Annotated in this window: 25 protein-coding genes; 8 read left to right on the forward strand and 17 right to left on the reverse strand. The window is 59.0% G+C overall.

The window, feature by feature from the left end; genetic code table 11:
• Positions 1–183: 183 nt before the first annotated feature.
• The 3 genes from HU754_RS05820 to algW form a co-directional block, all read right to left on the reverse strand.
• Positions 184–903: a DUF4198 domain-containing protein gene (locus HU754_RS05820; protein ID WP_186624827.1), complete on the reverse strand. Its 720-nt coding sequence runs from the start codon at positions 901–903 to the stop codon at positions 184–186.
• A 12-nt stretch (positions 904–915) separates the two neighbouring features.
• Positions 916–3021, reverse strand: a complete 2106-nt coding sequence (locus HU754_RS05825; RefSeq protein WP_186624828.1) for a TonB-dependent siderophore receptor — start codon at positions 3019–3021, stop codon at positions 916–918.
• 88 nt (positions 3022–3109) lie between these two features.
• Entirely contained in the window at positions 3110–4267 is a 1158-nt protein-coding gene (algW, locus tag HU754_RS05830; protein ID WP_093436001.1) for a Do family serine endopeptidase AlgW, read from the reverse strand.
• Positions 4268–4370: 103 nt separating this feature from the next.
• Here algW and HU754_RS05835 point away from each other — a divergent pair, with 103 nt between their 5' ends.
• The 3 genes from HU754_RS05835 to cysN all read left to right on the forward strand — a co-directional run bounded on the left by HU754_RS05835 (position 4371) and on the right by cysN (position 8206).
• Positions 4371–5129 (forward strand): Nif3-like dinuclear metal center hexameric protein, encoded by a 759-nt coding sequence (locus tag HU754_RS05835; RefSeq protein WP_099758011.1) that lies wholly within the window; start codon positions 4371–4373, stop codon positions 5127–5129.
• Positions 5130–5380: 251 nt separating this feature from the next.
• Positions 5381–6298 (forward strand): sulfate adenylyltransferase subunit CysD, encoded by a 918-nt coding sequence (gene cysD / locus HU754_RS05840; protein ID WP_007912374.1) that lies wholly within the window; start codon positions 5381–5383, stop codon positions 6296–6298.
• Positions 6299–6307: 9 nt separating this feature from the next.
• Positions 6308–8206 carry a sulfate adenylyltransferase subunit CysN gene (gene cysN, locus HU754_RS05845; RefSeq protein ID WP_186624829.1) on the forward strand — a complete coding sequence of 633 codons (1899 nt, stop codon included), beginning with the start codon at positions 6308–6310 and terminating at the stop codon, positions 8204–8206.
• Positions 8207–8377: 171 nt separating this feature from the next.
• On the opposite strand, the gene yihG is transcribed toward cysN, so the two are convergent.
• Genes yihG through HU754_RS05860 form a run of 3 tightly spaced genes read right to left on the reverse strand, consistent with a single transcriptional unit; the run spans position 8378 to position 11770 of the window.
• Positions 8378–9283 (reverse strand): 1-acylglycerol-3-phosphate O-acyltransferase, YihG family, encoded by a 906-nt coding sequence (gene yihG / locus HU754_RS05850; RefSeq protein ID WP_186624830.1) that lies wholly within the window; start codon positions 9281–9283, stop codon positions 8378–8380.
• Entirely contained in the window at positions 9284–11383 is a 2100-nt protein-coding gene (pta, locus tag HU754_RS05855; protein WP_186624831.1) for a phosphate acetyltransferase, read from the reverse strand. It abuts the gene before it with no gap.
• 60 nt (positions 11384–11443) lie between these two features.
• Positions 11444–11770 carry a DUF3565 domain-containing protein gene (locus HU754_RS05860; RefSeq protein WP_093436299.1) on the reverse strand — a complete coding sequence of 109 codons (327 nt, stop codon included), beginning with the start codon at positions 11768–11770 and terminating at the stop codon, positions 11444–11446.
• Between HU754_RS05860 and HU754_RS05865 the strand changes: the two genes are divergently transcribed.
• From HU754_RS05865 to HU754_RS05875, 3 genes are all read left to right on the forward strand, one after another.
• Entirely contained in the window at positions 11739–12224 is a 486-nt protein-coding gene (locus HU754_RS05865) for an FKBP-type peptidyl-prolyl cis-trans isomerase (protein ID WP_008085027.1), read from the forward strand. The two genes, HU754_RS05860 and HU754_RS05865, sit on opposite strands and share 32 nt — an antisense overlap.
• 123 nt (positions 12225–12347) lie before the next feature.
• Positions 12348–12830, forward strand: coding sequence for a glutathione peroxidase (locus HU754_RS05870; protein ID WP_186624832.1), 483 nt, complete (start codon positions 12348–12350; stop codon positions 12828–12830).
• A gap of 166 nt (positions 12831–12996) precedes the next feature.
• Positions 12997–14100, forward strand: a complete 1104-nt coding sequence (locus HU754_RS05875; protein WP_186624833.1) for an NADH:flavin oxidoreductase — start codon at positions 12997–12999, stop codon at positions 14098–14100.
• Between the two features lie 119 nt (positions 14101–14219).
• On the opposite strand, the gene HU754_RS05880 is transcribed toward HU754_RS05875, so the two are convergent.
• From HU754_RS05880 to cysZ, 3 genes are all read right to left on the reverse strand, one after another.
• Entirely contained in the window at positions 14220–15161 is a 942-nt protein-coding gene (locus HU754_RS05880) for an IS110 family transposase (protein ID WP_217827630.1), read from the reverse strand.
• A 250-nt stretch (positions 15162–15411) separates the two neighbouring features.
• Positions 15412–16611, reverse strand: a complete 1200-nt coding sequence (locus tag HU754_RS05885; RefSeq protein ID WP_186625394.1) for a glycosyltransferase family 4 protein — start codon at positions 16609–16611, stop codon at positions 15412–15414.
• Between the two features lie 54 nt (positions 16612–16665).
• Positions 16666–17418 carry a sulfate transporter CysZ gene (gene cysZ / locus HU754_RS05890; RefSeq protein ID WP_186625395.1) on the reverse strand — a complete coding sequence of 251 codons (753 nt, stop codon included), beginning with the start codon at positions 17416–17418 and terminating at the stop codon, positions 16666–16668.
• A gap of 311 nt (positions 17419–17729) precedes the next feature.
• Between cysZ and trxB the strand changes: the two genes are divergently transcribed.
• Positions 17730–18692 (forward strand): thioredoxin-disulfide reductase, encoded by a 963-nt coding sequence (gene trxB / locus HU754_RS05895; RefSeq protein WP_007912350.1) that lies wholly within the window; start codon positions 17730–17732, stop codon positions 18690–18692.
• A 187-nt stretch (positions 18693–18879) separates the two neighbouring features.
• On the opposite strand, the gene HU754_RS05900 is transcribed toward trxB, so the two are convergent.
• The 6 genes from HU754_RS05900 to HU754_RS05925 form a co-directional block, all read right to left on the reverse strand.
• The gene (locus tag HU754_RS05900) at positions 18880–19218 is read right to left on the reverse strand and encodes a HopJ type III effector protein (protein WP_186625397.1); all 339 of its coding nucleotides are present in this window, start codon (positions 19216–19218) and stop codon (positions 18880–18882) included.
• Positions 19211–19507, reverse strand: a complete 297-nt coding sequence (locus HU754_RS05905; RefSeq protein WP_034154503.1) for a DUF1244 domain-containing protein — start codon at positions 19505–19507, stop codon at positions 19211–19213. Before HU754_RS05905 ends, HU754_RS05900 begins: the two co-directional genes overlap by 8 nt.
• Before the next feature lie 99 nt (positions 19508–19606).
• Complete coding sequence (gene folX / locus HU754_RS05910; RefSeq protein ID WP_007914273.1) at positions 19607–19978, reverse strand: dihydroneopterin triphosphate 2'-epimerase; 372 nt, start codon at positions 19976–19978, stop codon at positions 19607–19609.
• Positions 19979–20539 carry a GTP cyclohydrolase I FolE gene (folE, locus tag HU754_RS05915; RefSeq protein ID WP_093436038.1) on the reverse strand — a complete coding sequence of 187 codons (561 nt, stop codon included), beginning with the start codon at positions 20537–20539 and terminating at the stop codon, positions 19979–19981.
• Positions 20540–20560: 21 nt separating this feature from the next.
• Positions 20561–21271, reverse strand: a complete 711-nt coding sequence (folM, locus tag HU754_RS05920; RefSeq protein WP_186625399.1) for a dihydromonapterin reductase — start codon at positions 21269–21271, stop codon at positions 20561–20563.
• A gap of 133 nt (positions 21272–21404) precedes the next feature.
• A complete protein-coding gene (locus tag HU754_RS05925; RefSeq protein ID WP_093436046.1) occupies positions 21405–21971 on the reverse strand; it encodes a putative antibiotic biosynthesis monooxygenase in 567 nt (188 codons plus the stop codon).
• 214 nt (positions 21972–22185) lie between these two features.
• Here HU754_RS05925 and HU754_RS05930 point away from each other — a divergent pair, with 214 nt between their 5' ends.
• Complete coding sequence (locus HU754_RS05930) at positions 22186–23145, forward strand: MerR family transcriptional regulator (RefSeq protein WP_186625401.1); 960 nt, start codon at positions 22186–22188, stop codon at positions 23143–23145.
• 3 nt (positions 23146–23148) lie between these two features.
• Here the strand turns inward: HU754_RS05930 and HU754_RS05935 are convergent, their stop codons facing one another.
• Together HU754_RS05935 and HU754_RS05940 are read right to left on the reverse strand one after the other, a co-directional pair.
• A complete protein-coding gene (locus tag HU754_RS05935) occupies positions 23149–23754 on the reverse strand; it encodes a hypothetical protein (RefSeq protein ID WP_016987019.1) in 606 nt (201 codons plus the stop codon).
• 54 nt (positions 23755–23808) lie between these two features.
• A complete protein-coding gene (locus HU754_RS05940) occupies positions 23809–24285 on the reverse strand; it encodes a PAS domain-containing protein (RefSeq protein WP_095049774.1) in 477 nt (158 codons plus the stop codon).
• Between the last annotated feature and the right edge of the window lie 132 nt (positions 24286–24417).

Here is a 24417-nt window from a genome sequence, read left to right on the forward strand (position 1 = left end):
CCCTCACCCTAGCCCTCTCCCAGAGGGAGAGGGGACTGATTGGGGGATGCTCCCGAGTTGCACCGACCTGAACTTGCTTTACCGAATCCATAATCGACTCGGTAATTCAGGTCGATGCATGACGCCTTACACCTCGGTCGGCTCCCTCTCCCTCCGGGAGAGGGCTGGGGTGAGGGTCTGCTCTTATTCGTGATGCGCTTCGCCGAGGAAGGTCAGCGAGCTAAACAAGCCGCGACTGTTCACATCCACACTGTCCTTCACCGGCACTTCAATCTGCGCCGCAATCACATTCAACCCTTCATTCCTCACCAACACCTGCGCCCGACCATCCTTGTCAGTCTCGGTGCTCAACGTGTTCGGCGCACTGCGATAATCGCCAATCAACTTCACCCCCGCCGCCGGTTTGCCATCGAGCAGCACCTGCACCGGTAATGATTTCCCTGGCCCCACGGTGAGCGGATCAACCTCCGGAAGAATCAACAATTTGATCTGATCCAGTTTTGGCAACTTCGCTCCCGGCTGATAAATCGCCAGGCTGTATTTGAACGTCTGCGTCGCTTCGACAGCGCCCGGCACTTTGCTCCGGCCTTCGTTGACCCACTTTTTGTCAGCAGTCTGCGACCACATGCCGTTGTTCAGCGCCACGGCCAGGACGGCCGGAGCTTTCAGTGGTTTCAGTCGTGCGTGATCCGCCAGGCGCTCGACGCTCACCGGAATCATTTTCCCGCTCGCGTCGTAAGCCCACGCGCCGCTGATTTTCTGCGCCTTGAACGCGTTGTCCTCAGCGCCATGACCGTAGACCACTTCGATATTGCCGCGCCGTTGCTCAGTCCACAGGCCATGGGCCGAGACCTGACCGGCGAACAGCGCGGCGATAAGTACAAGGGATTTGCCGTATTGCATGGTGACGTCCTTTTACAGGTTGAGAGTCAGGCTGACGGTGAAATTGCGCGGCTCACCGGGGTTGACCCAGTAGTTGCTGTAGGAGCGCTCGTAATACTTCTCGTCGAAGAGGTTATTCAGGTTCAGGCCGACAGTGACGTTGTCGCTGGCCTTGTAATGCGCGAGCAGGTCGACGGTGTGATACGCCGGCAATTCGAAGTCGCTGCCGGATTCTCCCGAGCGATCGCCGACATAAGTGAACGCCGCGCCAACGTCCGAGCCACGCAAATGGCCATCCTGAAACTCATAAACCCCTAGCAGACTGCCGCTGCGTTTGGCCACGCCGAGAATGCGGCTGCCGGTGGGAATCACCGCGTCGCCCTTGGTCACTTCGGCGTCGATGTAGGCGAAGGCGCCGATGACTCGCACCGCATCGGTGACTTGCCCGGTGACCTGCCAATCGAAGCCGCGACTGCGTGCCTTGCCCATGGCGCGGCTGGTGTCGGTGGCCGGGTCGAGGGCGAGAACGTTTTCTTTGTCGATGTGGAAGAAGGCGAGGGTGCTGCTCAGGCGTTCGTCGAACAGCTCGTTCTTGATCCCGACTTCGTAGCCGACGCCTTCTTCCGGGTCGAAGGATTTGCCGGCGGCGTCGAGGCCATTGTTCGGTTTGAAAGAGGTCGAGGCGTTGGCGAACAACCCGGTTTCCGGCGTCAATTGATAGAGCAGGCCGACCCGCTGGGTGAGCGCGTCGTGGCGTTGGTTGCTGGTGGCGTTGCGGCTGTGATCGTCGATGTGCTGATCGAAATGCTCGAAGCGTGCGCCGATCATCCCGCGCAGTTTGTCGGTGAAGACGATCTGGTCCTGCAGGTTCAGTGCATGACTTTCGACCTGTTCGAAGAAGTCAGTGCCCGACCGCGCGCCGTTGGGTTTCGGCTGGCCGTAGATCGGCTTGTAGATGTCGATGGCGTAGGGGCCGCCAGCAATAGTGGTGACGCGCTCGTTCTTGCGGAAGTTTTCGTATTCGGTGCCAATCAGCAATTCGTGTTGCCACGGGCCGAGATCGAACAGTCCGCGCAGTTCCAGTTGGGTGATGCTGTCGTGCCAATTGGTGTCGCGCTCGCGATAGCGGCGGTTGACGGTGTGGCCGTTGGCGTTCAATGGACGACTTTCCGAAGCATCGCCCCAGAGTTTGCCTTCCTTGTAATGACTGGCCAGACGCAGCTTCCAGTTGTCGTTGAGGTGATGTTCCAGCGTGGCCTGAAACAGATTGTTGTGATTATCGATGTTGCCGTCGTTGGGTTCGCCAAGGAAAGTCGAGCGCGAAACACCGCTCCATTTATTGTTGGGCGCGACGATACCGCGATCAAAGGTCGAGCTGTGGCGGACGATTTCACTTTCCGCCAGCAACGACGTGTCCGGGTTCAATTGCCAACTGATCGAGGGCGCGACGAATACGCGCTGGCTGTCGACGTGATCGCGAAAACTGTTGTTGTCCTCAACCGCGAGGTTGATTCGCGACAGCACATCACCCTCATCATCCAGCGGTGTGTTGACGTCCAGCGCGGTGCGATAGCGATCCCAACTGCCGGCGCTGGTTTGCAGAGTGGTGAAGGCTTCGGCCTGCGGTTTTTTGGTGACGATGTTCACCGTGCCGCCGGGATCGCCTCGACCATACAGACTGGCGGCCGGGCCTTTGAGCACTTCGATGCGCTCGATATTCGCCGCGTCCGGCGTGCTCGGATAACCCCGGTTGGCACTGAAGCCGTCCTTGTAGAACTCCGAGGTGGTGAAGCCGCGCACGCTGTATTCGTAAAGCGTCAGGCCGCCGAAGTTGTTTTGCTTGGATACGCCGCCGGCGAAATCCAGCGCGCGCTCGACACTGCTGCTGCCCAGATCCTTGAGCACGCTGGCGGGCACTACGCTGATCGCCTGCGGGATATCACGGATCGCCGTGTCGGTTTTGGTCGCGCTGGACGAGCGCATGGCGCGGTAGCCTTTGACCGGGCCAGTCGGCGATTCGTAGTCGGAGATGACGCTGATGGCGTCGAGTTCAAGCGGCTTGGGTTCTTCGGCGAAGGCTGGATCGACCAGCAGACCAAGGCTCAGGCCGAGCAGGGAAGCCTTTGTTCGAGACGACATGTTATGTTGTTCCAATTCTTAGAATTGAAACAATATAACATGCCTGTTGAGAATGTCTTTTATTAGCGCGCTTGGCGCGAACGAAGTTTTATTCTTCTTTTTCTTTCACCGGCGCCGGTGGCGGACGCAGGCCGATTTCTGCGGTGAGCTTCAGTTCTTTGCCGTTGCGCATCACCTGGATCGTCACTTTGTCGGTCGGCTTGATCCGCGCGACCTGGTTCATCGACTTGCGACCATCTCCGGCCGGCTCGCCATCGATGCTCAAAATAACGTCACCCAGTTGCAGGCCGGCCTTCTGCGCCGGGCCATCGCGGAAGATCCCCGCGACGACAATCCCCGGACGCCCGGACAAGCCGAACGACTCGGCCAGTTCCTGGGTCAGCGGCTGCACCTCGATGCCCAGCCAGCCACGAATTACCTGACCGTGCTCGATGATCGACTTCATCACTTCCATTGCCAGCTTCACTGGAATCGCAAAGCCGATGCCTTGCGAGCCGCCGGATTTGGAGAAGATTGCCGTGTTGATGCCGGTGAGGTTGCCATTGGCATCGACCAGCGCTCCGCCGGAGTTACCCGGGTTGATCGCCGCGTCGGTCTGGATGAAGTCTTCGTAGTTGTTCAGGCCCAACTGGTTACGCCCGGTGGCGCTGATGATGCCCATGGTCACGGTCTGGCCAACGCCGAACGGGTTGCCGATGGCCAATGCAACGTCGCCGATGCGAATGTTGTCGGAGCGGCCGACAGTGATGGCCGGCAGGGTTTTCAGATCGATTTTCAACACCGCGAGATCGGTTTCCGGGTCGCTGCCGATGACGCGGGCGAGGGTTTCGCGGCCATCTTTCAGGGCGACCACAATCTGATCCGCGCCGCTGGTCACGTGATTGTTGGTCAGAATGTAGCCTTCCGGGCTCATGATCACGCCGGAACCGAGGCTCGATTCCATGCGTTTCTGCTTTGGCGAGTTGTCACCGAAGAAGCGCCGAAACTGCGGATCCTCAAACAGCGGATGCGCCGGTTTGTTGATGACTTTGGTGGTGTAGAGGTTGACCACCGAAGGCGCGGCAATGGTCACCGCGTCGGCATAGGACACCGGGCCCTGTTGCACGCTGGTGGTTTGCGGGGCCTGTTGCAGGTTGACGTCGAGGCTCGGAAGCCCGACCCACTGCGGGTAACGCTGAATAATCAACAGAGCGATAAGCACACCGGCCAACAACGGCCAGCCGAAAAAACGCAGCGCCTTGAGCATTAAGCACGTCCTGGAAAAGTTGCAGGCGGGGTCAGACCGCCCATAATGTCGCGCATTATACGAGGCCGCGCGCGCCTCTGAACGGGATATTTAGGAGTCTTTCATGGCCGTTGCCCTCAGCACCCTCGTCGAAGAAGCCGACCGTTACCTCAGCAGCTCGAAAATTGCCGATTATTGCCCCAACGGCTTGCAGGTCGAAGGCCGGCCGCAAGTGATGCGCATCGTCAGCGGCGTCACCGCCAGTCAGGCGTTGCTGGATGCCGCCGTCGAAGCCGAGGCGGATCTGGTGCTGGTGCACCACGGTTACTTCTGGAAGGGCGAGAACCCGTGCATCACTGGCATGAAGCAGCGTCGACTGAAGACGTTGCTCAAGCACGACATCAGTCTGCTCGCTTACCATTTGCCGCTGGATCTGCATCCGGATGTTGGCAATAACGTGCAGCTTGCTCGCCAACTGGACATCACCGTTGAAGGTCCGCTGGATCCGGACAATCTGAAAATTGTCGGTCTGGTCGGGTCTTTGAAGGATCCGATGACCGCGCGCGATTTCGCCCGCAAGGTGCAAGAAGTCATGGGCCGCGAACCGCTGTTGATCGAGGGCAGCCCGATGATTCGCCGAGTAGGCTGGTGCACCGGTGGCGGTCAGGGCTATATCGATCAGGCCGTCGCGGCAGGCGTTGATCTGTACCTGAGCGGAGAAGCCTCCGAGCAGACCTTTCACAGCGCCCGCGAAAACGACATCAGCTTCATCGCCGCCGGCCACCACGCCACCGAACGCTACGGCGTACAGGCCCTGGGCGACTATCTGGCGAAGCGCTTTGCTGTCGAACACATCTTCATCGACTGTCCAAATCCGATCTGATCATCACCACTAGATCCTGTGGGAGCGAGCCTGCTCGCGAAGGCGGCGTTCGCTTTAATACATCTGCGCCTGACGCGGCGCTTTCGCGAGCAAGCTCGCTCCCACATTGATCCCCATCGGCCGAACTGGTGGGCATATTCATATGCCCTTTCGTTCTAGCTGGCGTCCTGATTAGAAGAGGCCGCTGTGCTAGGATTTCCCGCTCGAACACGGCCCGCTGGCCGTTCATAAGAAAGTTTTCGTGAGTAGCCATGGTCGACAAACTGACGCATCTGAAACAGCTGGAGGCGGAAAGCATCCACATCATCCGCGAGGTGGCCGCCGAGTTCGATAACCCGGTGATGCTGTACTCCATCGGTAAAGACTCCGCCGTGATGCTGCACCTGGCACGCAAGGCGTTCTTCCCGGGCAAACTGCCGTTTCCGGTGATGCACGTCGACACCCGCTGGAAATTCCAGGAAATGTACAAGTTCCGCGACAAGATGGTCGAAGAACTGGGCCTGGACCTGATCACCCATATCAACCCCGATGGCGTGGCGCAGAACATCAACCCGTTCACCCACGGCAGCGCCAAGCACACCGACATCATGAAAACCGAAGGCCTGAAACAGGCGCTCGACAAACATGGTTTCGACGCAGCGTTCGGCGGCGCCCGTCGCGATGAAGAGAAATCCCGCGCCAAAGAGCGCGTGTACTCGTTCCGCGACAGCAAGCACCGCTGGGACCCGAAAAACCAGCGCCCGGAGCTATGGAACGTCTACAACGGCAAGGTCAACAAGGGCGAATCCATTCGTGTGTTCCCTCTGTCGAACTGGACCGAACTGGACATCTGGCAGTACATCTACCTCGAAGGCATCCCGATTGTGCCGCTGTACTTCGCCGCTGAACGCGAAGTGATCGAGAAGAACGGCACGCTGATCATGATCGACGACGAGCGCATCCTCGAGCACCTGTCCGATGAGGACAAGGCTCGCATCGTCAAAAAGAAAGTGCGTTTCCGTACCCTTGGCTGCTACCCGTTGACGGGCGCGGTGGAGTCCGAGGCCGAAAGCCTCACGGACATCATTCAGGAAATGCTCCTGACGCGAACTTCCGAGCGCCAGGGCCGTGTCATCGACCACGATGGCGCCGGCTCGATGGAAGACAAAAAACGTCAAGGCTATTTCTAAGGGGCTGTCATGTCGCATGTTTCTGATTTGATCAGCGAGGACATCCTCGCCTACCTGGGCCAGCACGAACGTAAAGAACTGCTGCGCTTTTTGACCTGCGGTAACGTCGATGACGGCAAGAGCACCCTGATCGGGCGCCTGCTGCACGACTCGAAGATGATCTACGAAGATCACCTCGAAGCGATCACCCGCGACTCGAAGAAAGTCGGCACCACCGGTGACGACATCGATCTGGCGTTGCTGGTTGACGGTCTGCAGGCCGAGCGTGAGCAGGGCATCACCATCGATGTCGCCTACCGCTATTTCTCCACCGCCAAACGCAAATTCATCATCGCCGACACCCCCGGCCATGAGCAGTACACCCGCAACATGGCCACCGGTGCGTCCACCTGTGACCTGGCGATCATTCTGGTCGACGCGCGTTACGGCGTGCAGACCCAGACCCGTCGCCACAGCTTCATCGCGTCCTTGCTGGGGATCAAACACATCGTCGTCGCCATCAACAAGATGGACTTGAAGGACTTCGATGAAGGCGTGTTCGAGTCGATCAAGGCTGACTACCTGAAGTTCGCCGAAGGCTTGAAGATGAAGCCGACCAGCATGCACTTCGTGCCGATGTCTGCCCTCAAGGGCGACAACGTGGTGAACAAGTCCGAGCGCTCGCCGTGGTACACCGGCCAGTCGCTGATGGAAATCCTCGAGACCGTGGAAGTCGCGGGCGATCGCAACTTCACCGATCTGCGTTTCCCGGTGCAGTACGTCAACCGTCCGAACCTGAACTTCCGTGGTTTCGCCGGCACCCTGGCCAGCGGCATCGTGCACAAGGGTGACGAAGTCGTGGTGCTGCCGTCGGGCAAAAGCAGCCGGGTGAAATCCATCGTCACCTTCGAAGGTGAGCTGGAGCACGCCGGTCCAGGTCAAGCGGTGACGCTGACCATGGAAGACGAAATCGACATCTCCCGTGGCGACCTGTTGGTGCATGCCGACAACGTGCCGCCGGTCACCGACAGCTTCGAAGCGATGCTGGTGTGGATGGCTGAAGAGCCGATGCTGCCGGGCAAGAAATACGACATCAAACGCGCCACCAGTTACGTGCCGGGCTCGATTGCCAGCATCGTCAACAAGGTCGACGTGAACACGTTGGAAGAAGGCCCGGCGAGCGCGTTGCAGCTCAACGAAATCGGCAAGGTGAAAATCGCGCTGGACGCGCCGATCGCCCTCGACGGTTACGAAAGCAACCGCACCACCGGCGCGTTCATCGTCATTGATCGCTTGACCAACGGCACCGTCGGCGCCGGCATGATCGTCGCGCAACCGGTGACGCATGGCACTGCCACGCATCACGGCAAACTGGCGCACGTGGCCACTGAAGAACGTGCCCAGCGCTTCGGCCAGCAACCGGCGACCGTGCTGTTCAGCGGCCTGTCGGGCGCGGGCAAGAGCACGCTGGCTTACGCCGTCGAGCGCAAGTTGTTCGACATGGGTCGTGCGGTGTTTGTACTGGATGGTCAGAACCTGCGTCATGACTTGAACAAAGGTCTGCCACAGGATCGCGCCGGCCGTACCGAAAACTGGCGTCGTGCCGCGCACGTCGCGCGTCAGTTCAACGAAGCCGGTTTGCTGACGTTGGCGGCGTTCGTCGCGCCAAGCGCTGAAGGTCGCGAGCAGGCCAAGGACCTGATCGGCAAGGATCGTCTGTTGACGGTCTACGTGCAGGCCTCGCCGGCCGTGTGCGCCGAGCGTGATCCGCAAGGTCTGTATGCTGCCGCTGGCGATAACATCCCGGGCGAATCCTTCCCGTACGACGTGCCGCTGAATGCCGATCTGGTGATCGACACGCAGACACTGAGTCTGGAAGACAGCGTCAAGCAAGTGCTGGATCTGCTGCGCAAGCGTGGCGCGATCTAAGCGTTAGCTACCAAATAAAAAGCCCGCCGATGAGCAATCATCGGCGGGCTTTTTTATTGGGGCCAACTCGGTCAATTGTAGGAGTGAGCCTGCTCGCGATAGCGGTGTGTCATTCAACATTGTTGGTGGCTGATCCACCGCTATCGCGAGCAGGCTCACTCCTACAGGGGGTTAGTGTTTGGCTGGAAATTCGCGGTGCATCTGTTCGAGCAGCGCATCCTTGTCCAGCCACAGTTGATTGATCCAGCCTTGGAACTGCAGGCGATACTCGCCGTCCTGATCGTAATTCTTGCCAATGAACTGCTGGGGAATCTTCAGCTCTTCAAAGTGCACTACCACATCGCGCACATTGCCGCAGAGCAAATCCCAGAACCCCGGACGCCCGGCCGGGTAGTGGATGGTCACGTTGACGATCGACTCCAGTTGCTCGCCCATTGCATCCAGCACAAAGGCGATCCCGCCAGCCTTGGGCTTGAGCAGATATTTGAACGGCGACTGCTGCTGCGCATGCTTGCCTTCGGTGAAGCGTGTGCCTTCGACGAAGTTGAAAATCCCCACCGGGTTATCGCGAAACTTCGCACACGTCTTGCGGGTGGTTTCGAGGTCTTTGCCTTTCTTCTCCGGATGCTTGGCCAGGTAGGCCTTGGAGTAGCGCTTCATGAACGGAAAGCCCAGTGCCCACCAAGCCAGACCGATCACCGGCACCCAGATCAGCTCCTGCTTGAGGAAGAACTTCAGCGGCTGGATCTTTCGGTTGAGCACGTATTGCAGCACCAGAATATCCACCCAGCTCTGGTGATTGCTGGTGATCAGGTACGAGTGCTGGTAGTCGAGACCTTGCAGGCCGCTGATGTGCCAGCGGGTGCGGCGCACCAGGTTCATCCAGCCCTTGTTATTGCTGATCCACGCTTCATGGGTGTGGCTCATCAGCCACAGCGAGGCACGCCGGGCAAGGTCGAACGGCAGCACTTTGATCAGCGCTACGCAGAACAGAAACGAGCACAGCAGGATCGTATTGAGTGCCAACAGCAGCGAAGCGATCACGCCGCGCACGGGTGCAGGTAGAAAATCCAGCATTTACACATCCATAGGTCGGTTGGCGGCTTGAATCGCGGTGAGGGCGATGGTGTAGACGATGTCATCGACTTGTGCGCCGCGTGGCAAGTCATTCACCGGTTTGCGCAAGCCTTGCAGCATCGGCCCGAGGCTGACGCAATCGGCGCTGCGTTGTACGGCTTTGTGCGTGGTGTTGCCGGTGTTCAGATCGGGGAAGACGAACACCGTGGCGCGACCAGCCACCTGACTGTTTGGTGCCAGTTGCCGGGCGACTTCTGCGTTGGCGGCGGCGTCGTATTGCAGCGGGCCGTCGATCAGCAGCGAGTGCTGTTGTTCGTGGGCGAGGAGGGTGGCCTCGCGGACTTTCTCGACCTCTTCGCCCGTGGCCGATTCGCCGCTGGAGTAACTGATCATTGCCACGCGCGGGGTGATGCCGAAGGCCGCTGCCGAGTCGGCGCTTTGCAGGGCAATCTCGGCCAGCTCGGTGGCACTCGGGTGCGGGTTCATCACGCAGTCGCCGTAAACCAGCACTTCCTCAGGGAAGAGCATGAAGAACACCGACGACACCAGCGTGCAGCCCGGCGCAGTCTTGATCAACTGAAGGGCCGGACGAATGGTGTTGGCAGTGGTGTTGATCACGCCCGAGACCAGGCCGTCGACCTCGTCCAGCGCCAGCATCATGGTGCCGATCACTACGGTGTCTTCCAGTTGCTGTTCGGCCATCGGCGCGTTGAGGCTTTTGGTTTTGCGCAGGGCGACCATCGGTTCGACGTAGCGCTCGCGGATCAGGTCTGGATCAAGAATCTCCAGCCCTGGCGGCAAGGCGATGCCTTGGGCGCGGGCCACGGCTTCGACATCTTCCGGCTTGGCCAGCAACACGCAACGGGCGATCCCGCGTTCCTGGCAGATCGCCGCCGCTTGCACAGTGAAAGGCTCGCTGCCTTCGGGCAGGACGATGCGTTTGTTCGCCGCTTGCGCACGCTGAATCAACTGATAGCGGAACACCGCCGGCGACAGGCGCATTTCCCGTGGCGTGCCACAGCGCTGGTGCAGCCATTTGGCGTCGAGATGGCTGGCGACGAAATCGGTGATGATCTCCGCACGCTCGCGGTCGTCAATCGGGATTTCCTTGTTCAGGCCGTTGAGCAGGTTGGCGGTGTCGTAGGAACCGGTGCTCACCGACAGCACCGGCAAACCGGCCTGCAACGCACCACGGCACAGATCCATGATGCGCGGATCGGGCAGGGTGTCGCTGGTCAGCAGCAGGCCGGCCAGCGGCACGCCGTTGATCGCGGCCAGACTGACGGCGAGGATGATGTCGTCGCGATCGCCCGGCGTCACCACCAGCACGCCGGGCTTGAGCAGCTCGACGGTGTTGCGCATGGTCCGTGCGCAGATGATGATTTTGGTCATTCGGCGGGTTTCGTAATCACCGGCATTAAGCACTTGTGCACCCATCAGGTCGGCAACGTCACGGGTACGTGGTGCGTTGAGTTCCGGCTGATAGGGAATGCAGCCGAGCAGGCGGAAATCACCGCTGCGCAGCAACGGCGAATGCTCCTTCAGGCGCGCAGCGAAGGAGTCCATGCTCTCGTCGGTCTTGACCTTGTTGAGGATCACCCCGAGGACTTTCGGGTCTTTCGGGCCGCCGAACAATTGCGCCTGCAATTCGACACGGCCGGAGAGTTCGGCGAGTACTTCGTTTTCCGGCGCCGAGACCAGAATCACCTCGGCATCCAGGCTCTTGGCCAGGTGCAGGTTGACCCGGGCGGCGTAACTGGCGCTGCGGGTCGGCACCATGCCTTCGACGACCAGCACGTCTTTGCCAATGGCGGCTTGCTGATACAGCGTGATGATTTCTTCGAGCAGCTCATCGAGCTGACCGTCGCCGAGCATCCGCTCGACGTGCGCCAGGCCCAACGGTTGTGGCGGTTTCAACCCGTGGGTGCGCGCCACCAGTTCGGTGGAACGCTCGGGGCCGGTGTCACCCGGATGCGGCTGCGCAATCGGTTTGAAGAAACCGACTTTCAGCCCGGCTCGCTCAAGCGTGCGCACCAGCCCGAGGCTGATGGAGGTCAGACCCACACCAAAATCGGTGGGCGCGATAAAAAAAGTTTGCATGCGAATTCTCTAAAGTTGCATGGCAATGGCGATCGCCTATAGCTGACGACCTACCGAAATTCAGTCGCCAAGGTTATCGCTAACCGAGCCTTGTGCGCACCAACCGCAGGCAAAGGGTTGGCCTATTTTTTCAATACGTTGCGCCGGGTCCAGCACCCAGGCGCGCGATTGCCAGGGCGGCTGATGGCGCAGGTGCTGGGTGTGGCCACAGGAAAGCTCGACGACCCAGTGACCGTCCTCGTCCTGATGAAAGCCTGCGATCGTCGAAACCCGTTTGTCCGGGTTGTGTTCGCTTTCGCGCGATTGCTTCGCTAAACTTGGCCTTTCTATATTCTTATGCAAAAGGTCTCGCCCCATGCTGATCGCCGCCAATAAGGCTGTCTCCATCGACTATACCCTGACCAACGACGCTGGTGAGGTCATCGACAGCTCCGCCGGCGGCGCTCCGCTGGTCTACCTGCAAGGCGCAGGCAACATCATCCCGGGCCTGGAAAAAGCTCTGGATGGCAAAGCTGTTGGTGACGAGCTGGAAGTTTCCGTTGAGCCGGAAGACGCTTACGGCGAATACGCCGCTGAGCTGGTCAGCACCCTGAGCCGCAGCATGTTTGAAGGCGTTGACGAGCTGGAAGTCGGCATGCAGTTCCACGCTTCGGCGCCGGACGGCCAGATGCAAATCGTCACCATCCGTGACCTCGACGGCGATGACGTGACCGTTGATGGCAACCACCCACTGGCCGGTCAGCGCCTGAACTTCAAAGTGAAGATCGTTGACATCCGTGATGCCAGCCAGGAAGAAATCGCTCATGGCCACGTCCATGGCGAAGGTGGCCATCACCACTGATTTTCTGCGCTAAGCTTCGAGTACTGGAGAGGCGCCTGCGGGCGCCTTTTTAGTCCGCGGCTGTCCTTGGTGACCTCGCCAAGTGGCTGTTTCGAGTAGAACACGGGAATCTTGGAGTTCGTCATGAGTGCTTTTCACGACCTTAAGTTGACAGCCCTGGATGGTCAGGAGCTACCGCTGGCGCCGTTCAAGGGCCAAGTCGTGCTGGTGGTCAACGTCGCCTCCAAATGCGGCTTGACCCCACAGTACGCGGCGCTGGAAAACCTCTATCAGCTATACAAAGACAAAGGTTTCAGCGTGCTGGGCCTGCCGTGCAACCAGTTTGCCGGCCAGGAACCAGGCAGCGAAAAGGAAATTCAGGATTTCTGCAGCCTCAACTATGGCGTGACATTCCCGTTGTCGAGCAAGCTCGAAGTCAACGGCCATGATCGTCACCAGCTCTACCGTCTGCTGGCGGGCGAGGGCGCGGAGTTTCCTGGGGACATCACCTGGAATTTCGAGAAGTTTCTGCTCGGCAAGGACGGCCGGGTGCTGGCGCGGTTCTCGCCGCGCACGGCGCCGGATGATCCGACCATTGTGCATGCGATTGAAAAAGCGCTGAGCTGAAACAGCAAGATCAAAAGGTCGCAGCCTTCGGCAGCTCCTACAGGGCCTGCCGGTGCTGCGATCTTTTCGTTTCTGATCCTTGATCATTCAAATCAATAGTGCTGTTCAAAGCTTTTGACTGTCCATATTATCGCCGTCATAAAGCCATTCCCTGTGGAGCCTTCCTATGCCGGTTCAAGCCTTGTTCAAACCGTTCCAACTCGGTGCCCTCGAACTGCCGACCCGCGTGGTCATGGCGCCGATGACTCGCTCCTTTTCCCCGGGCGGCGTGCCTAATTCCAAAGTCATTGAGTACTACCGTCGTCGCGCGGCCGCCGGCGTTGGCCTGATCATCACCGAAGGCACTACCGTCGGCCACATTGCCTCCAATGGCTATCCGAACGTACCGCAGTTCTTTGGCGACGCGCCATTGGCCGGCTGGAAGAAAGTCGTCGACGCGGTTCACACCGAAGGCGGCAAAATCGTTCCGCAACTGTGGCATGTGGGCAGCGTACGTCGCATCGGCACCGAGCCGGACGCCAGCGTGCCGGGTTACGGCCCGTCGGAAAAAATCAAGGACGGTCAGGTCGTGGTGCACGGCATGACTAAACAAGACATTCAGGATGTGATCGCAGCCTTCGCCCAAGCGGCCAAAGATGCACAGAGCATCGGCATGGACGGCGTGGAAATCCACGGCGCCCACGGTTACCTGATCGACCAGTTTTTCTGGGAGGGCAGCAACCAGCGCACCGACGAATACGGTGGCAGCCTGGCCAACCGTTCGCGTTTCGCCATTGAATTGATTCAAGCCGTGCGTGCGGCGGTCGGTGAAGGCTTCCCGATCATCTTTCGTTTCTCGCAATGGAAACAGCAGGACTACACGGCGCGTCTGGTGCAAACCCCGCAAGCGCTGGGTGAACTCCTCAAGCCGCTGTCTGACGCTGGCGTGGATATTTTCCACTGCTCGACGCGCCGCTTCTGGGAGCCGGAATTTGACGGTTCCGAGCTGAACCTGGCCGGCTGGACCCGCAAACTCACCGGCAAGCCGACCATTACCGTTGGCAGTGTTGGCCTGGATGGCGAGTTCCTGCAATTCATGGTCAACACCGACAAGGTCGCGCAACCGGCCAGTCTGGAGAATCTGCTGGAGCGTCTGAATAAAGAGGAGTTCGATCTGGTGGCGGTGGGGCGTGCGTTGCTGGTCGATCCGGATTGGGCGCAGAAAGTCCGCGAAGGGCGTGAACAGGATATTTTGCCGTTCAGCCGTGAGGCGTTGATGACGCTGGTTTAAGCGGCGTTCTCACTGACCCCTTCGCGAGCAAGCTCGCTCCCACAGGTTTCTCTGCTGTTCACAAAATTTGTGTTCACTGGAGATCCCCTGTGGGAGATTCTATGGTTGAGGGGAAGCCCTCAACTGACTTTTGCCTGATATTCGCTTTGCCCTTTCAGCAAGGCGAATACCACCCGAGCAAGCTTGCGAGCCAGCATCACCAACGCCTGCGTGGTGCTGAAACCCCGTGCTCTTTGGGCTTCGTAAAACCCTTTCCAGGCTATCGTACGGCTAGCCGACATCGCTGCGTTGTGCAAAAGTCGGCGGGCCTCGGGGTCTCCGCGCTTGGTCAAGCTGCGGCGGCCGTCCTTTTGCCCTGATTTCGATACCCGTAAATCCATGCCCAGGAAGGCGATAAACGCATCCGCGTTGCTAAACTCCCCCCGCTGAAACGCCGTGAGCAGGCGCGCTCCGGTCAGAAATCCAATGCCCTCTACTTTCAGGCAACGCTTCAATTGGCCGAGCAAGCCGGCTTGTTTGAGCTGATCGTTGATCGTCTTTTCGATCATCGTTTCAAGCCGCTGCATGGATTTTACTTGTTCAGCAAAAGCTGCCTTCAACAGCGGCTCATTCGACCAGCTCTGCACCAGGCCGACCCTTGCCTGGACCAAAGCCGCGCGGCGGCGGAAAAGGCTCAGGAGCTGGCGGTAAAGCGGTGATGGCGGGGTCCAGGGGCGCAACTCCTCGGCTTCGTTCTTCAGGTAACGGGCCAGCAACTTGGCGTCCAAGGCGTCGGTTTTGGCGCGGATCTTCACGCCTTCGCGGTAATGTTTGAGTTCATAGCCGCTCACCATGTAAATCGTGCAACCGGCCGCATAGGCCAAATCAGCGAATTCCAGGTGGTAGATGTTGGTTGCCTCAATGGCAATAGACACGGGGCCGAGCAAGGCTTTCAGCCACTGCTTGATGGATGTTTTGGTGTTGGGAATCGCTTCAAGCAGATCGCTATCGGCCTGATAAATCACCAGTTCATTTTTGGCAACATCCACGCCAACGATCGGATTTGATAGAGCGACTGGCATTGCCACAGGATTTCCTCCGGGATAAGGTTTGAGCACTTGAAGGGCTCACCCAGAGGCGCAGGCTTGTTCCTATCGTCGGTCTAGCCAGATGCATTCTTTATCGGCGCTTGGGTGAAAGGAGGAGGGGCGAAATCTCCCACGGTCTGTACTGCGTCAACAGTCAGAATCGAGCCTTGTCCCTCCTCCTCCCTTCAAGTCCTACCATACAAGCGAGCTTGCTCGCGAAGGCGGTTCTAACGTCAGCAGAGAATCAGGGCAATGTCTGCGCATTCGGCACCACTTGCTCCCCCACACAAGCCCCGCGCAAATGCTTTTCAAACTGCTCGATAACCGCCGGCCAGCCCTGGCGACTCGCATGCTGCCGCGCATTCAGGCGCACGCAGCGCAACGTTTCATCCTCTTCCAGCAACCACGCCGCCGCCTCGCAAAAGGCTTGCTCATCACCAGGCATCGCCAGCACGCCGTTGTAGCCATGGCGAATATGCTGCGCCGCCGCAGCCTGATCGTAGGCCACCACACCCAGCCCGGATGCCAGCGCCTCCAGCACCACATTACCGAAGGTTTCGGTCAGGCTTGGAAACAGAAATATATCGCCGGACGCATAGTGCGCCGACAACGCTTCACCGCGCTGCGCGCCGCAGAAAATCGCCTCGGGCACATCCTTTTCCAGCGCTAGCCGCTGCGGCCCGTCGCCGACGACGATCAGTTTCAGATTGCGCTGTGGATAAGTGTCGCGCAGGTTTTCGAAGCAACGTTTGAGCAGGCCAAGGTTCTTCTCCGGCGCGAGTCGTCCTACGTGAATCACCGCAATGTCCTGCTCGGACAGGCCCCATTGCTCACGCAAGGCGTTCAGCCGTTTGCTCGGATGAAACAACTGGCTGTCGACACCACGCGATAACAGTGCCAAGCGCTCGAAATGCCGCCGTTCCAGTTCCAGGCGCTGGCTGACGCTTGGCACCAGCGTCATGGCCGAGCGATTGTGAAACCAGCGCAGATAATGCGTGAGCATCCGCGTCAGCAGACCGAGCCCGTATTGGCTGGTGTATTGCTGAAAATTGGTGTGAAAACCGCTGACCACCGATATCCCCAAACGGCGCGCCGCACGCAGTGCCGACAACCCGAGCGGGCCTTCCGTGGCGATGTACAACACGTCGGGACGCTGGCGCTTCCAGCGCCGCAGCAGTTTGTGCATCGACGACTGACCCCATTGCAGCCCCGGATATCCCGGCAACGGCCAGCCCCGACACAGTAGCAGCGCGTCATCTTCACTGCGCTGCGGATCACCGGCCTGACGCGGCCGCACCAGTTCAACCTGATGCCCACGCGCGCGCAGTCCATCGCACAAGCGGCCAAGGGTATTGGCCACGCCGTTGATTTCCGGTGGAAAGGTTTCGCTGATCAGAGTGATATGTAGAGCTGTCGTCATGACCCGAGTATCGACTGAGGCCATGTCGTGCTTGTGACGTTCGGATGATGGATTTGTGACGGGCTGTTTGTTGCCGGCCTAGCGTTGAGCCACAAGATTCTCGGCACCGCGCTCACGCACCCAGAACAACGTCGCCCCTGCCACAGCCGCCGGCATCATCAGGATGTTGACCACCGGGATCAGCAGCACCAGATAGACGATCCCGCCAAAGCTCATGCTCTGCCAGCGCTTTTGCCGCAACCAGGCAAGCATTTCGTTCCAGCCCAGTTTGTGGTTGTCCGCCGGGTAGTCGATGTACTGGATCGCCATCATCCACACGCCGAACAACAGCCACAGCGGTGCAGCAATGATATTCACCACCGGGATGAACGAGAGAATGAACAGTCCGATCGCCCGTGGCAGGAAGTAGCCGAGTTTGCGCATTTCCCGGGCGAAGGTGCGCGGGACCATCGCGATCAGTTCGCCCCAGCTGAACGCCGGGAAGTCATCAGTGCCGCGTACCACCACTTCGACTTTCTCGGCAAGGAAGCCGTTGAACGGTGCGGCGATCACGTTGGCCAGCATGGTGAAAGTGAAGAACACCATCAGCGCCACTAGCACTACAAACAGTGGCCAGAGGATGTAACTGAGGAAGCTCAGCCATTCGGGCAGCGATGGCATCAGCGTATCGACCCATAGACTGAACTGGTGGCCGGCCAGATAAATCAATCCGACGAACAGCACCAGGTTGATCGCCAGCGGCAACAACACGAACAGGCGCAGGCCGGGGCTGAGAACCAGTTTGAGGCCTTCGCGCAGGTATTGCGGGCCGGACAGAACAGGGGCGGGCATAAGGTGCTCCGAGCAAGGGAAAACGCGCCGACCTTACCGACTTTGCAACGACGGCGAAAGCGCGGTAGAGCGATCGACATTCACTGTAACAAAGACGTCCATCTCGTCAGTGTGTCGGCATAGAGACCACCTATGAGCTGGATTGTTAAACCGTATTTCCTTAATCTTGCCCCCCTCGATACGCTGCACCCAACTTTTTACAGGACTGTCGAGCTCAAGCCTTCCCCTAGGTTTTCCACGGTCCTTTTTTATTCCCGCCGGCAGTCCGGCGATCCGTGCCAGTTTTTCGGCCCGGTCAACAGGAGCAGGTCATGTCTGAAGTCCGTCATTCGCGAGTGATTATTCTCGGTTCCGGCCCTGCCGGTTACAGCGCTGCGGTATACGCGGCTCGCGCCAACCTCAAGCCACTGCTGATCACCGGCATGCAGGCTGGCGGTCAACTGACCACCACCACCGAAGTCGACAACTGGCCGGGCGACGTTCACGGCCTGACGGGTCCAGCCCTGATGGAGCGGATGCGCGAGCACGCCGAGCGTTTTGAAACCGAGATCGTTTTCGATCACATCAACGCCGTGGACTTTGCTGCCAAGCCTTACACCCTGACCGGCGACAGCGCGACCTACACCTGCGACGCCCTGATCATCGCCACCGGTGCCAGCGCGCGTTACCTGGGCCTGCCATCGGAAGAAGCGTTCATGGGCAAAGGCGTTTCCGCCTGCGCAACCTGCGACGGATTCTTCTACCGCAACAAGCCTGTTGCAGTGGTCGGCGGCGGCAACACCGCTGTTGAAGAAGCACTGTACCTGGCCAACATCGCCAGCACCGTGACCCTGATCCACCGTCGCGAAACCTTCCGCGCCGAGAAGATCCTGATCGACAAGCTCAACGCTCGCGTCGCTGAAGGCAAGATCATCCTCAAGTTGAACGCCAACCTCGACGAAGTGCTGGGCGACAACATGGGCGTGACCGGTGCGCGCCTGAAGAACAACGATGGCAGTTTCGACGAAATCACCGTCGACGGCGTATTCATCGCCATCGGTCACACCCCGAACACTTCGCTGTTCGAAGGCCAGTTGACCCTCAAAGACGGTTATCTGGTGGTGCACGGCGGCCGTGAAGGCAATGCTACGGCGACCAGCGTCGAAGGCATCTTCGCCGCCGGTGACGTGGCTGACCACGTTTACCGTCAGGCAATCACCTCGGCCGGCGCCGGCTGCATGGCCGCACTGGACACCGAGCGTTACCTGGACGGTCTGCAGAACGCTTCGTTCTAAATCGCAGACATAAAAAAACCGGCCAGATTGGCCGGTTTTTTTGTGCCCGAGAATCACAGTCACCACAGATCAAATGTGGGAGCGAGCCTGCTCGCGAATGCGGTGTATCCGTCGACATCAATGTTGAATGTCAGTCCGTATTCGCGAGCAGGCTCGCTCCCACAGGGATTTTGTGTGGATAGAGGAATCAGCGGCGGGTCAGGGGTTGAGCGGTGAATTTGACGCCGGCCAGACCGTGCTGGATCAACGCACGGATATTGCCGTGATCACTGCCCTCAGGCGTCGCCACTACCGAGCGGTAATGCTCGCCGAACGCCAGCAGCGCTTCTTCATCGCTCAGGCCTTCCAGCAGTGCCAGACCCAGGGTCTTGCAAGAACCTTCGTTCTGCCCGGCGGCGTTTTCCACGCCACCGTTGTTGAACGCCTGCGGCTGATAGTCGTAACCGGCGGCGATGAAGGCCAGTGTGTCGGCGAAAGCGTGTTCGCCGGTCTTGAGGCTGGCGCGCAGGGTGTTCAGATCACTCATGGGTTTTTCCTTTGGCGAACGCGGCTTGTTGCTCGGCATTGGCTTCTTGCTGAAATTGGGCTTTCCACTCGGCGTACGGCATGCCGTAAACCACTTCGCGGGCGTCGTCGAGGCTGACCTCGATCTGGCGTTCGTCGGCTTCGGCCTTGTACCACTTCGACAGGCAGTTGCGGCAGAACCCGGCAAGGTTCATCAGGTCGATGTTCTGCACGTCCTTGCGGCTGTCCAGGTGGGCGACCAGCCGGCGGAAGGCGGCGGCTTCGAGTTCGAGGCGTTGTTGCTCGTTCATGGGAGTCTCTGCGAGACAGCTTCAAGCGGCAAGCTTCAAGCTGCAAGGTTAAATCGGGGTCGGTCGTTAGCTTACCGCTTGCAGCTCGAAGCTTGAAGCTCAGCGGCTAGCCGCGAGCGTGATCGATACCGACTCGGCAAAACGCAGCGCGTGCGGCTTGTCGACTTCAACTTCGGCATACAGCACTGAACCGTTGCTCATCACCAGATCGAGCAATTCCTGAGTCAGGCGTTCGAGCAGCGCAAAGCGGTTGCCCTCGACGTGGGCGATGATCGCTTTGGTGATCGTGCGGTAATTCAGCGCGTGGTCGATATCATTGTCACGCACCGCCTCCTGCGCGGCATACAGAATGGTCAGGTTGATCAGCACATCCTGCTTGTTGAGGATTTCGTCCTCGTTGATCCCGATAAAGGTGCGCAAGCGCAGATCCTTGACCCGGATGCGCGCCATTCCCGGCTGAAGTTGTGGCATTTACTTGCTCCGTCCAATCAATTGCAGGAACTCCTGGCGAGTGTTGCTCGACTCGCGGAACGCGCCGAGCATGACCGAGGTGTTCATGGTCGAATTCTGTTTCTCGACACCGCGCATCATCATGCACATGTGTCTGGCTTCAATGACGACCGCGACGCCGGCGGCATCGGTGACCTGTTGCACCGCATCGGCAATTTGCCGGGTGAGGTTTTCCTGAATCTGCAGGCGCCGGGCGAACATGTCCACCAGTCGCGCGATTTTCGACAGACCCAGCACCTTGCCCGTCGGAATATAAGCCACATGGGCCTTGCCGATGAAGGGCAGCAGGTGATGTTCGCACAAAGAGTACAACTCGATGTCGGCGACGATGATCATCTCGTCACTGTCCGAGGCAAACAGCGCGCCGTTGACGATCTCATCGACGCTTTGCTCGTAACCGTGACACAGGTATTGCATGGCCTTGGCCGCGCGCACCGGGGTGTCTTGCAGTCCTTCGCGGTCGGGATCTTCACCGAGGCCAATGAGGATTTCGCGGTAATTCTCGGGCAGTGAGCGGGTCATGGGCAGCCTCGCAGGCAGGTGTTATTTGACGTGCCTTCCGCCGTTGACGGTCAGGGTCGTACCGGTGACATAAGGGTTGTCGAGCAGATAGCGCAGGCTCTGGTAGATCACTTCGCTGCCGGGTTCGATGCCCAGCGCGGACTTGGCCAGTGCCTTGGCGCGGTACGCCGCGTCGTCGTCGGGATTGAACAATAGCAGGGCCGGGGCGATGCCGTTGACCTTGATGGTCGGCGCATAGCGGGCGGCGAAGGACAGGGTCAGGCTGTCGAGCCCGGCTTTGCTGGCGCAATAGCCAATGTGCTTGCTGCTGCCCTTGCGGGTGACATCGTCGCTGATATGAATGATGTCGGCGGGCGTAGAGTGCTTAAGCAGTTCACCGCAGTGCAGGTTGATCAGGTACGGTGCGAGCATGTGCAGATTGAACATGCGCGTGAAGGCTTCGGCTTCGCTGCCCGGGGTTTCGGCCAGCCACTCGGAGGCGTTGTGCACGATGGCGCGCAAGCTGTCGGTGTGGGTTTTCAGTTCGGCGATGAAAGCGAAAATCGCGGCTTCGCTGGAAAAGTCGGCGAACAGGCCGAGGGCGCCCAGATCGCGCAGCGTTTGCACGCCGGGGCGTTCGCTGCGGTAAGTGAAGATGACGCGATAGCCATCCTCGAGCAGCCGCTGCGCACAATGCAGGCCGACACGCTGGCCGGCACCGGTGATGAGGATCGGGGCTGAGGAATCAGGCATGAACGGCTCGCATCGCGGTTGGAGCAAAAACTATAACAGCGACGAGCCTGAAAAGATCGCAGCCTGCGACAGCACCTACCCTGGTCTGTGTTCAGTCCTGCAGGAGCTGTCGAGTGCAACGAGGCTGCGATCTTTAATGTTTCTGAGGTGTCGCCGAAACAGGCAGTCGTACCGGCGTACTGTTCAGCCAGTTCGCCAGCAATCGGGTCGACAATGGAATAAAGAAGTAAACCATCAACGGCGTCAGGCACGCCGTGCTGATCAACATACGCGGCAACAGGCTCAGTTCTGCGAGCAACGGGCCGAGGACAAAGTTGAACAGCAGTGACACCGGAAAGAACGCCAGCCAGATCGCGACGGCCTGTTTCCACCGTGGAGGACGTTGCCCGGCAGCGCCGAACCAGCCTTCGATGCCACTGACTCGATGTTCTTTCGGGTGGGCAAACAGGTCGCTGCCACGGCTCAGCCACGCGGTACGTGAAACCGAATGTTCCCATGCATGCAACGTCTGCTCATCGACAAAGCGGAAGATGATCTGGAATTCGTTATCGCCGGGCGGCGGAGCGAGCACGCCAGAGCCCAGGTAGCCGGGGAAATCAGTGGCCAGTTGTTCGCCTTCGCGCAGCCAGGCGATCAAGTCCTGATAACGGCCATCAGCGACGCGACGGGCAACCATCAGCGTGACAGGGGAAGTAGACATTATGTATCTCCGTATTTCATTTGCGTTGCTCCGGGTAGGAGTTTCGCCTGACGCAGGACCGGGGTAGAGGCCTGCGTTTTTCAACAAGCAAGGATTATTCCGGTTTTTCCCGATTAAACCAGCGACTTTCGTCGCATTTCTGCACTTGATCGCAATCGGGGCATAAGCGTTAGAATGGGATCCAAATCTCTCCGACATGGAAGTTGAACACCCTATGCCTGTCATCACGGACGCAAAGCCTGCTTCGCAGACATCTTCTGCGCTCGAGCGCGAGGATCTGTTCCCTATCCGTGAGGTCGCCCGCCTGACAGGTGTAAACCCGGTGACCTTGCGCGCGTGGGAGCGGCGCTATGGTCTGATTCAGCCCACGCGCACCGAAAGTGGGCATCGGCTCTATTCGATGACCGATATCGAGCGCGTGCGCAGCATCGTCGACTGGATTGATCGCGGTGTCGCCGTGAGCAAGGTCGGCAAGATCCTCGCCAAGACCGAACCGATGAAAGTATTGGCGCACATCATCCCGGATGACTTGGTGCAGGCGGATTACCTGCAATGGCAGGAGCAGATCCAGCAGGCGGTCAGTGCGTTCGACGACCAGCAACTGGACCGCGTCTATGGGCAGATTTTCTCTTCATACTCATTGCCGGTGGTGTTTCAGGACATCCTCATGCCTTTGTGGCTGCAATTGTTGCAGCGCCAGGAGGCTTTCGGGCAAACCAGCGAGTGGCTGTTCTTCGATGGATTCCTGCGGGCGCGGGTATTGCAGCGGATCGTCATGCTGCGTGGTACGCAACCGCGCCGAGTGATCGTCAGCGCGCTGGCCGGGCAATGTCGAGAGCTGGAGTTGTTGGTGGCGGCGCTGTTTCTCAGCGACAGCAATTCCGGTGTTCGTGTGCTGACCACAGGTCAGCCGTTCGATGAACTGACGTTGGTCTGCGAAAAGATCAAACCTGATGCACTCGTGCTGTTTTCCAATCACGCGCCCAGCGCCGAATTGCCTCGGCGTCTGAACCGCTTGGCATTGAGTCTCGATTGTCAGTTGATGCTGGCGGGCGACGCTTCAGATCTGGCACAGGACAGCCTGGCCGGATCCTCTGTTGCTTGCCTGGGCAATGAAGGCGCGAACATGCGTCAGCGCATGCTGCAGTTTCTGGCCGGCAATCTGGATACCTGAAACTCAAGTGTGAAGGGCAGGGTGCGTCAGACGATGTTGCTGCAGGATGAACTGGCGCAGACGCTCGGTTTCATCGGTGTCGGTCTGGCTCAGTTCGTAGGCGTAGAAACCGCTCTCGGTTTCCCGTTCGAAATTGCCGCGCAATGAAATCCGCTCGTAACCCGAAGGGCTGAACCACAGCGCGAAATGCTTGGGCGGTTTGGTCTTGTTGCGCACTTCCAGCAGCACACCTTTGTGCGAAACCTCGTGGACCCACAACGTGCCCGGCTGACCTTTGGCGTTTTCCAGAGCTACCGGCTCTTCGAGAGTCAAACGCCATGGCCGCACCATCGGGCCATCTTCGTAAATACTCGGTACGCCGAGACGCAGGTGCAACGCGTGAAACTCGTCTTCGACCAGATGCAACGGGAAGGTCATCTGCTGATTTTCGAAGTTGGCCTGAATGGTCACTTGCTCGTGAGCGGCCAGGCGCGTGAGCAAATCACGGATTTGCGAACCGCCGTTAACCAGCAGACTCGACGTCGCATCCCGCACGTTCAGTTGCGGGTTGTGCTGCATGGTCTGGATGAAATCCAGCTCATCCTGAGTGAGGAGGGCGTCGCGCTGCATGGCTAACTCGAAAGATATAGTTACAAAGTCATTGGTGATTGTAGTTAATGACACTTAGTTCGCGATTTTGTTTTGACCGTTTGTCGCTTTCAATGCAGCCAGTTCTGCTTTGAGGGCAACGACCTCAGCTTCCAGTTGAATCACGCGCTGTTGTGCCTTGACCTGAACGGTGACGTCCTTCTGCACGCCAACGAAATACGTCTGCCCGTCTTCGACATTTTTCACCGTCGAAATCGACAGTTCATTCCAGAACGGCGTACCGTCCTTGCGATAGTTACGCAGGATTTCCCGGCACGAGCCGCCGTTATCCAGCGTCTCGCGAATCAGTTTCAGGCTGTCCTGATCGCGGTCTCCAGACTGCAGAAAGCGGCAGTCCTGATAGAGGATTTCCTCACTCGTGTAGCCGGTCAGTCGTTCAAAGGCCGGGTTCACATAGATCAGGATATCGTTCTGTTCACCTTCTTTCTCCGCGACCACTATCCCGTCATTCGACGCATTGATCACCATTTGCAGCAGGCTGGCGTTGATCATCTTTGAATCCTTTCAGAGTTGTCAGTGGCAGGCATTCTAGAAGAACCGCACGGCCTGTCTACTGGCCATTACCGCCAATTGAGATCCAGTCGCAGCTTTGCGCTTGAGACTGTTACTATCGCGGCTCTTTTT

Origin of the sequence: Pseudomonas zeae (assembly GCF_014268485.2) — a bacterium.
GTDB lineage: Bacteria > Pseudomonadota > Gammaproteobacteria > Pseudomonadales > Pseudomonadaceae > Aquipseudomonas > Aquipseudomonas neuropathica.

Coding starts and splice junctions, on each gene's coding strand:
- folE (WP_093436038.1), bottom strand. CDS start 20,539: ATGACCCGCTCACTGCCCGAGAATTACCGCGAAATCCTCATTGGCCTC.
- HU754_RS05880 (WP_217827630.1), bottom strand. CDS start 15,161: ATGCCAGTCGCTCTATCAAATCCGATCGTTGGCGTGGATGTTGCCAAA.
- trxB (WP_007912350.1), top strand. CDS start 17,730: ATGTCTGAAGTCCGTCATTCGCGAGTGATTATTCTCGGTTCCGGCCCT.
- HU754_RS05875 (WP_186624833.1), top strand. CDS start 12,997: ATGCCGGTTCAAGCCTTGTTCAAACCGTTCCAACTCGGTGCCCTCGAA.
- HU754_RS05935 (WP_016987019.1), bottom strand. CDS start 23,754: ATGCAGCGCGACGCCCTCCTCACTCAGGATGAGCTGGATTTCATCCAG.
- HU754_RS05825 (WP_186624828.1), bottom strand. CDS start 3,021: ATGTCGTCTCGAACAAAGGCTTCCCTGCTCGGCCTGAGCCTTGGTCTG.
- HU754_RS05885 (WP_186625394.1), bottom strand. CDS start 16,611: ATGGCCTCAGTCGATACTCGGGTCATGACGACAGCTCTACATATCACT.
- pta (WP_186624831.1), bottom strand. CDS start 11,383: ATGCAAACTTTTTTTATCGCGCCCACCGATTTTGGTGTGGGTCTGACC.
- HU754_RS05940 (WP_095049774.1), bottom strand. CDS start 24,285: ATGATCAACGCCAGCCTGCTGCAAATGGTGATCAATGCGTCGAATGAC.
- yihG (WP_186624830.1), bottom strand. CDS start 9,283: ATGCTGGATTTTCTACCTGCACCCGTGCGCGGCGTGATCGCTTCGCTG.
- cysN (WP_186624829.1), top strand. CDS start 6,308: ATGTCGCATGTTTCTGATTTGATCAGCGAGGACATCCTCGCCTACCTG.
- HU754_RS05870 (WP_186624832.1), top strand. CDS start 12,348: ATGAGTGCTTTTCACGACCTTAAGTTGACAGCCCTGGATGGTCAGGAG.
- HU754_RS05860 (WP_093436299.1), bottom strand. CDS start 11,770: ATGGAGACAGCCTTATTGGCGGCGATCAGCATGGGGCGAGACCTTTTG.
- algW (WP_093436001.1), bottom strand. CDS start 4,267: ATGCTCAAGGCGCTGCGTTTTTTCGGCTGGCCGTTGTTGGCCGGTGTG.
- cysD (WP_007912374.1), top strand. CDS start 5,381: ATGGTCGACAAACTGACGCATCTGAAACAGCTGGAGGCGGAAAGCATC.
- HU754_RS05820 (WP_186624827.1), bottom strand. CDS start 903: ATGCAATACGGCAAATCCCTTGTACTTATCGCCGCGCTGTTCGCCGGT.
- folM (WP_186625399.1), bottom strand. CDS start 21,271: ATGCCTGATTCCTCAGCCCCGATCCTCATCACCGGTGCCGGCCAGCGT.
- cysZ (WP_186625395.1), bottom strand. CDS start 17,418: ATGCCCGCCCCTGTTCTGTCCGGCCCGCAATACCTGCGCGAAGGCCTC.
- HU754_RS05925 (WP_093436046.1), bottom strand. CDS start 21,971: ATGTCTACTTCCCCTGTCACGCTGATGGTTGCCCGTCGCGTCGCTGAT.
- folX (WP_007914273.1), bottom strand. CDS start 19,978: ATGCCACAACTTCAGCCGGGAATGGCGCGCATCCGGGTCAAGGATCTG.
- HU754_RS05905 (WP_034154503.1), bottom strand. CDS start 19,507: ATGAACGAGCAACAACGCCTCGAACTCGAAGCCGCCGCCTTCCGCCGG.
- HU754_RS05900 (WP_186625397.1), bottom strand. CDS start 19,218: ATGAGTGATCTGAACACCCTGCGCGCCAGCCTCAAGACCGGCGAACAC.
- HU754_RS05865 (WP_008085027.1), top strand. CDS start 11,739: ATGCTGATCGCCGCCAATAAGGCTGTCTCCATCGACTATACCCTGACC.
- HU754_RS05835 (WP_099758011.1), top strand. CDS start 4,371: ATGGCCGTTGCCCTCAGCACCCTCGTCGAAGAAGCCGACCGTTACCTC.
- HU754_RS05930 (WP_186625401.1), top strand. CDS start 22,186: ATGCCTGTCATCACGGACGCAAAGCCTGCTTCGCAGACATCTTCTGCG.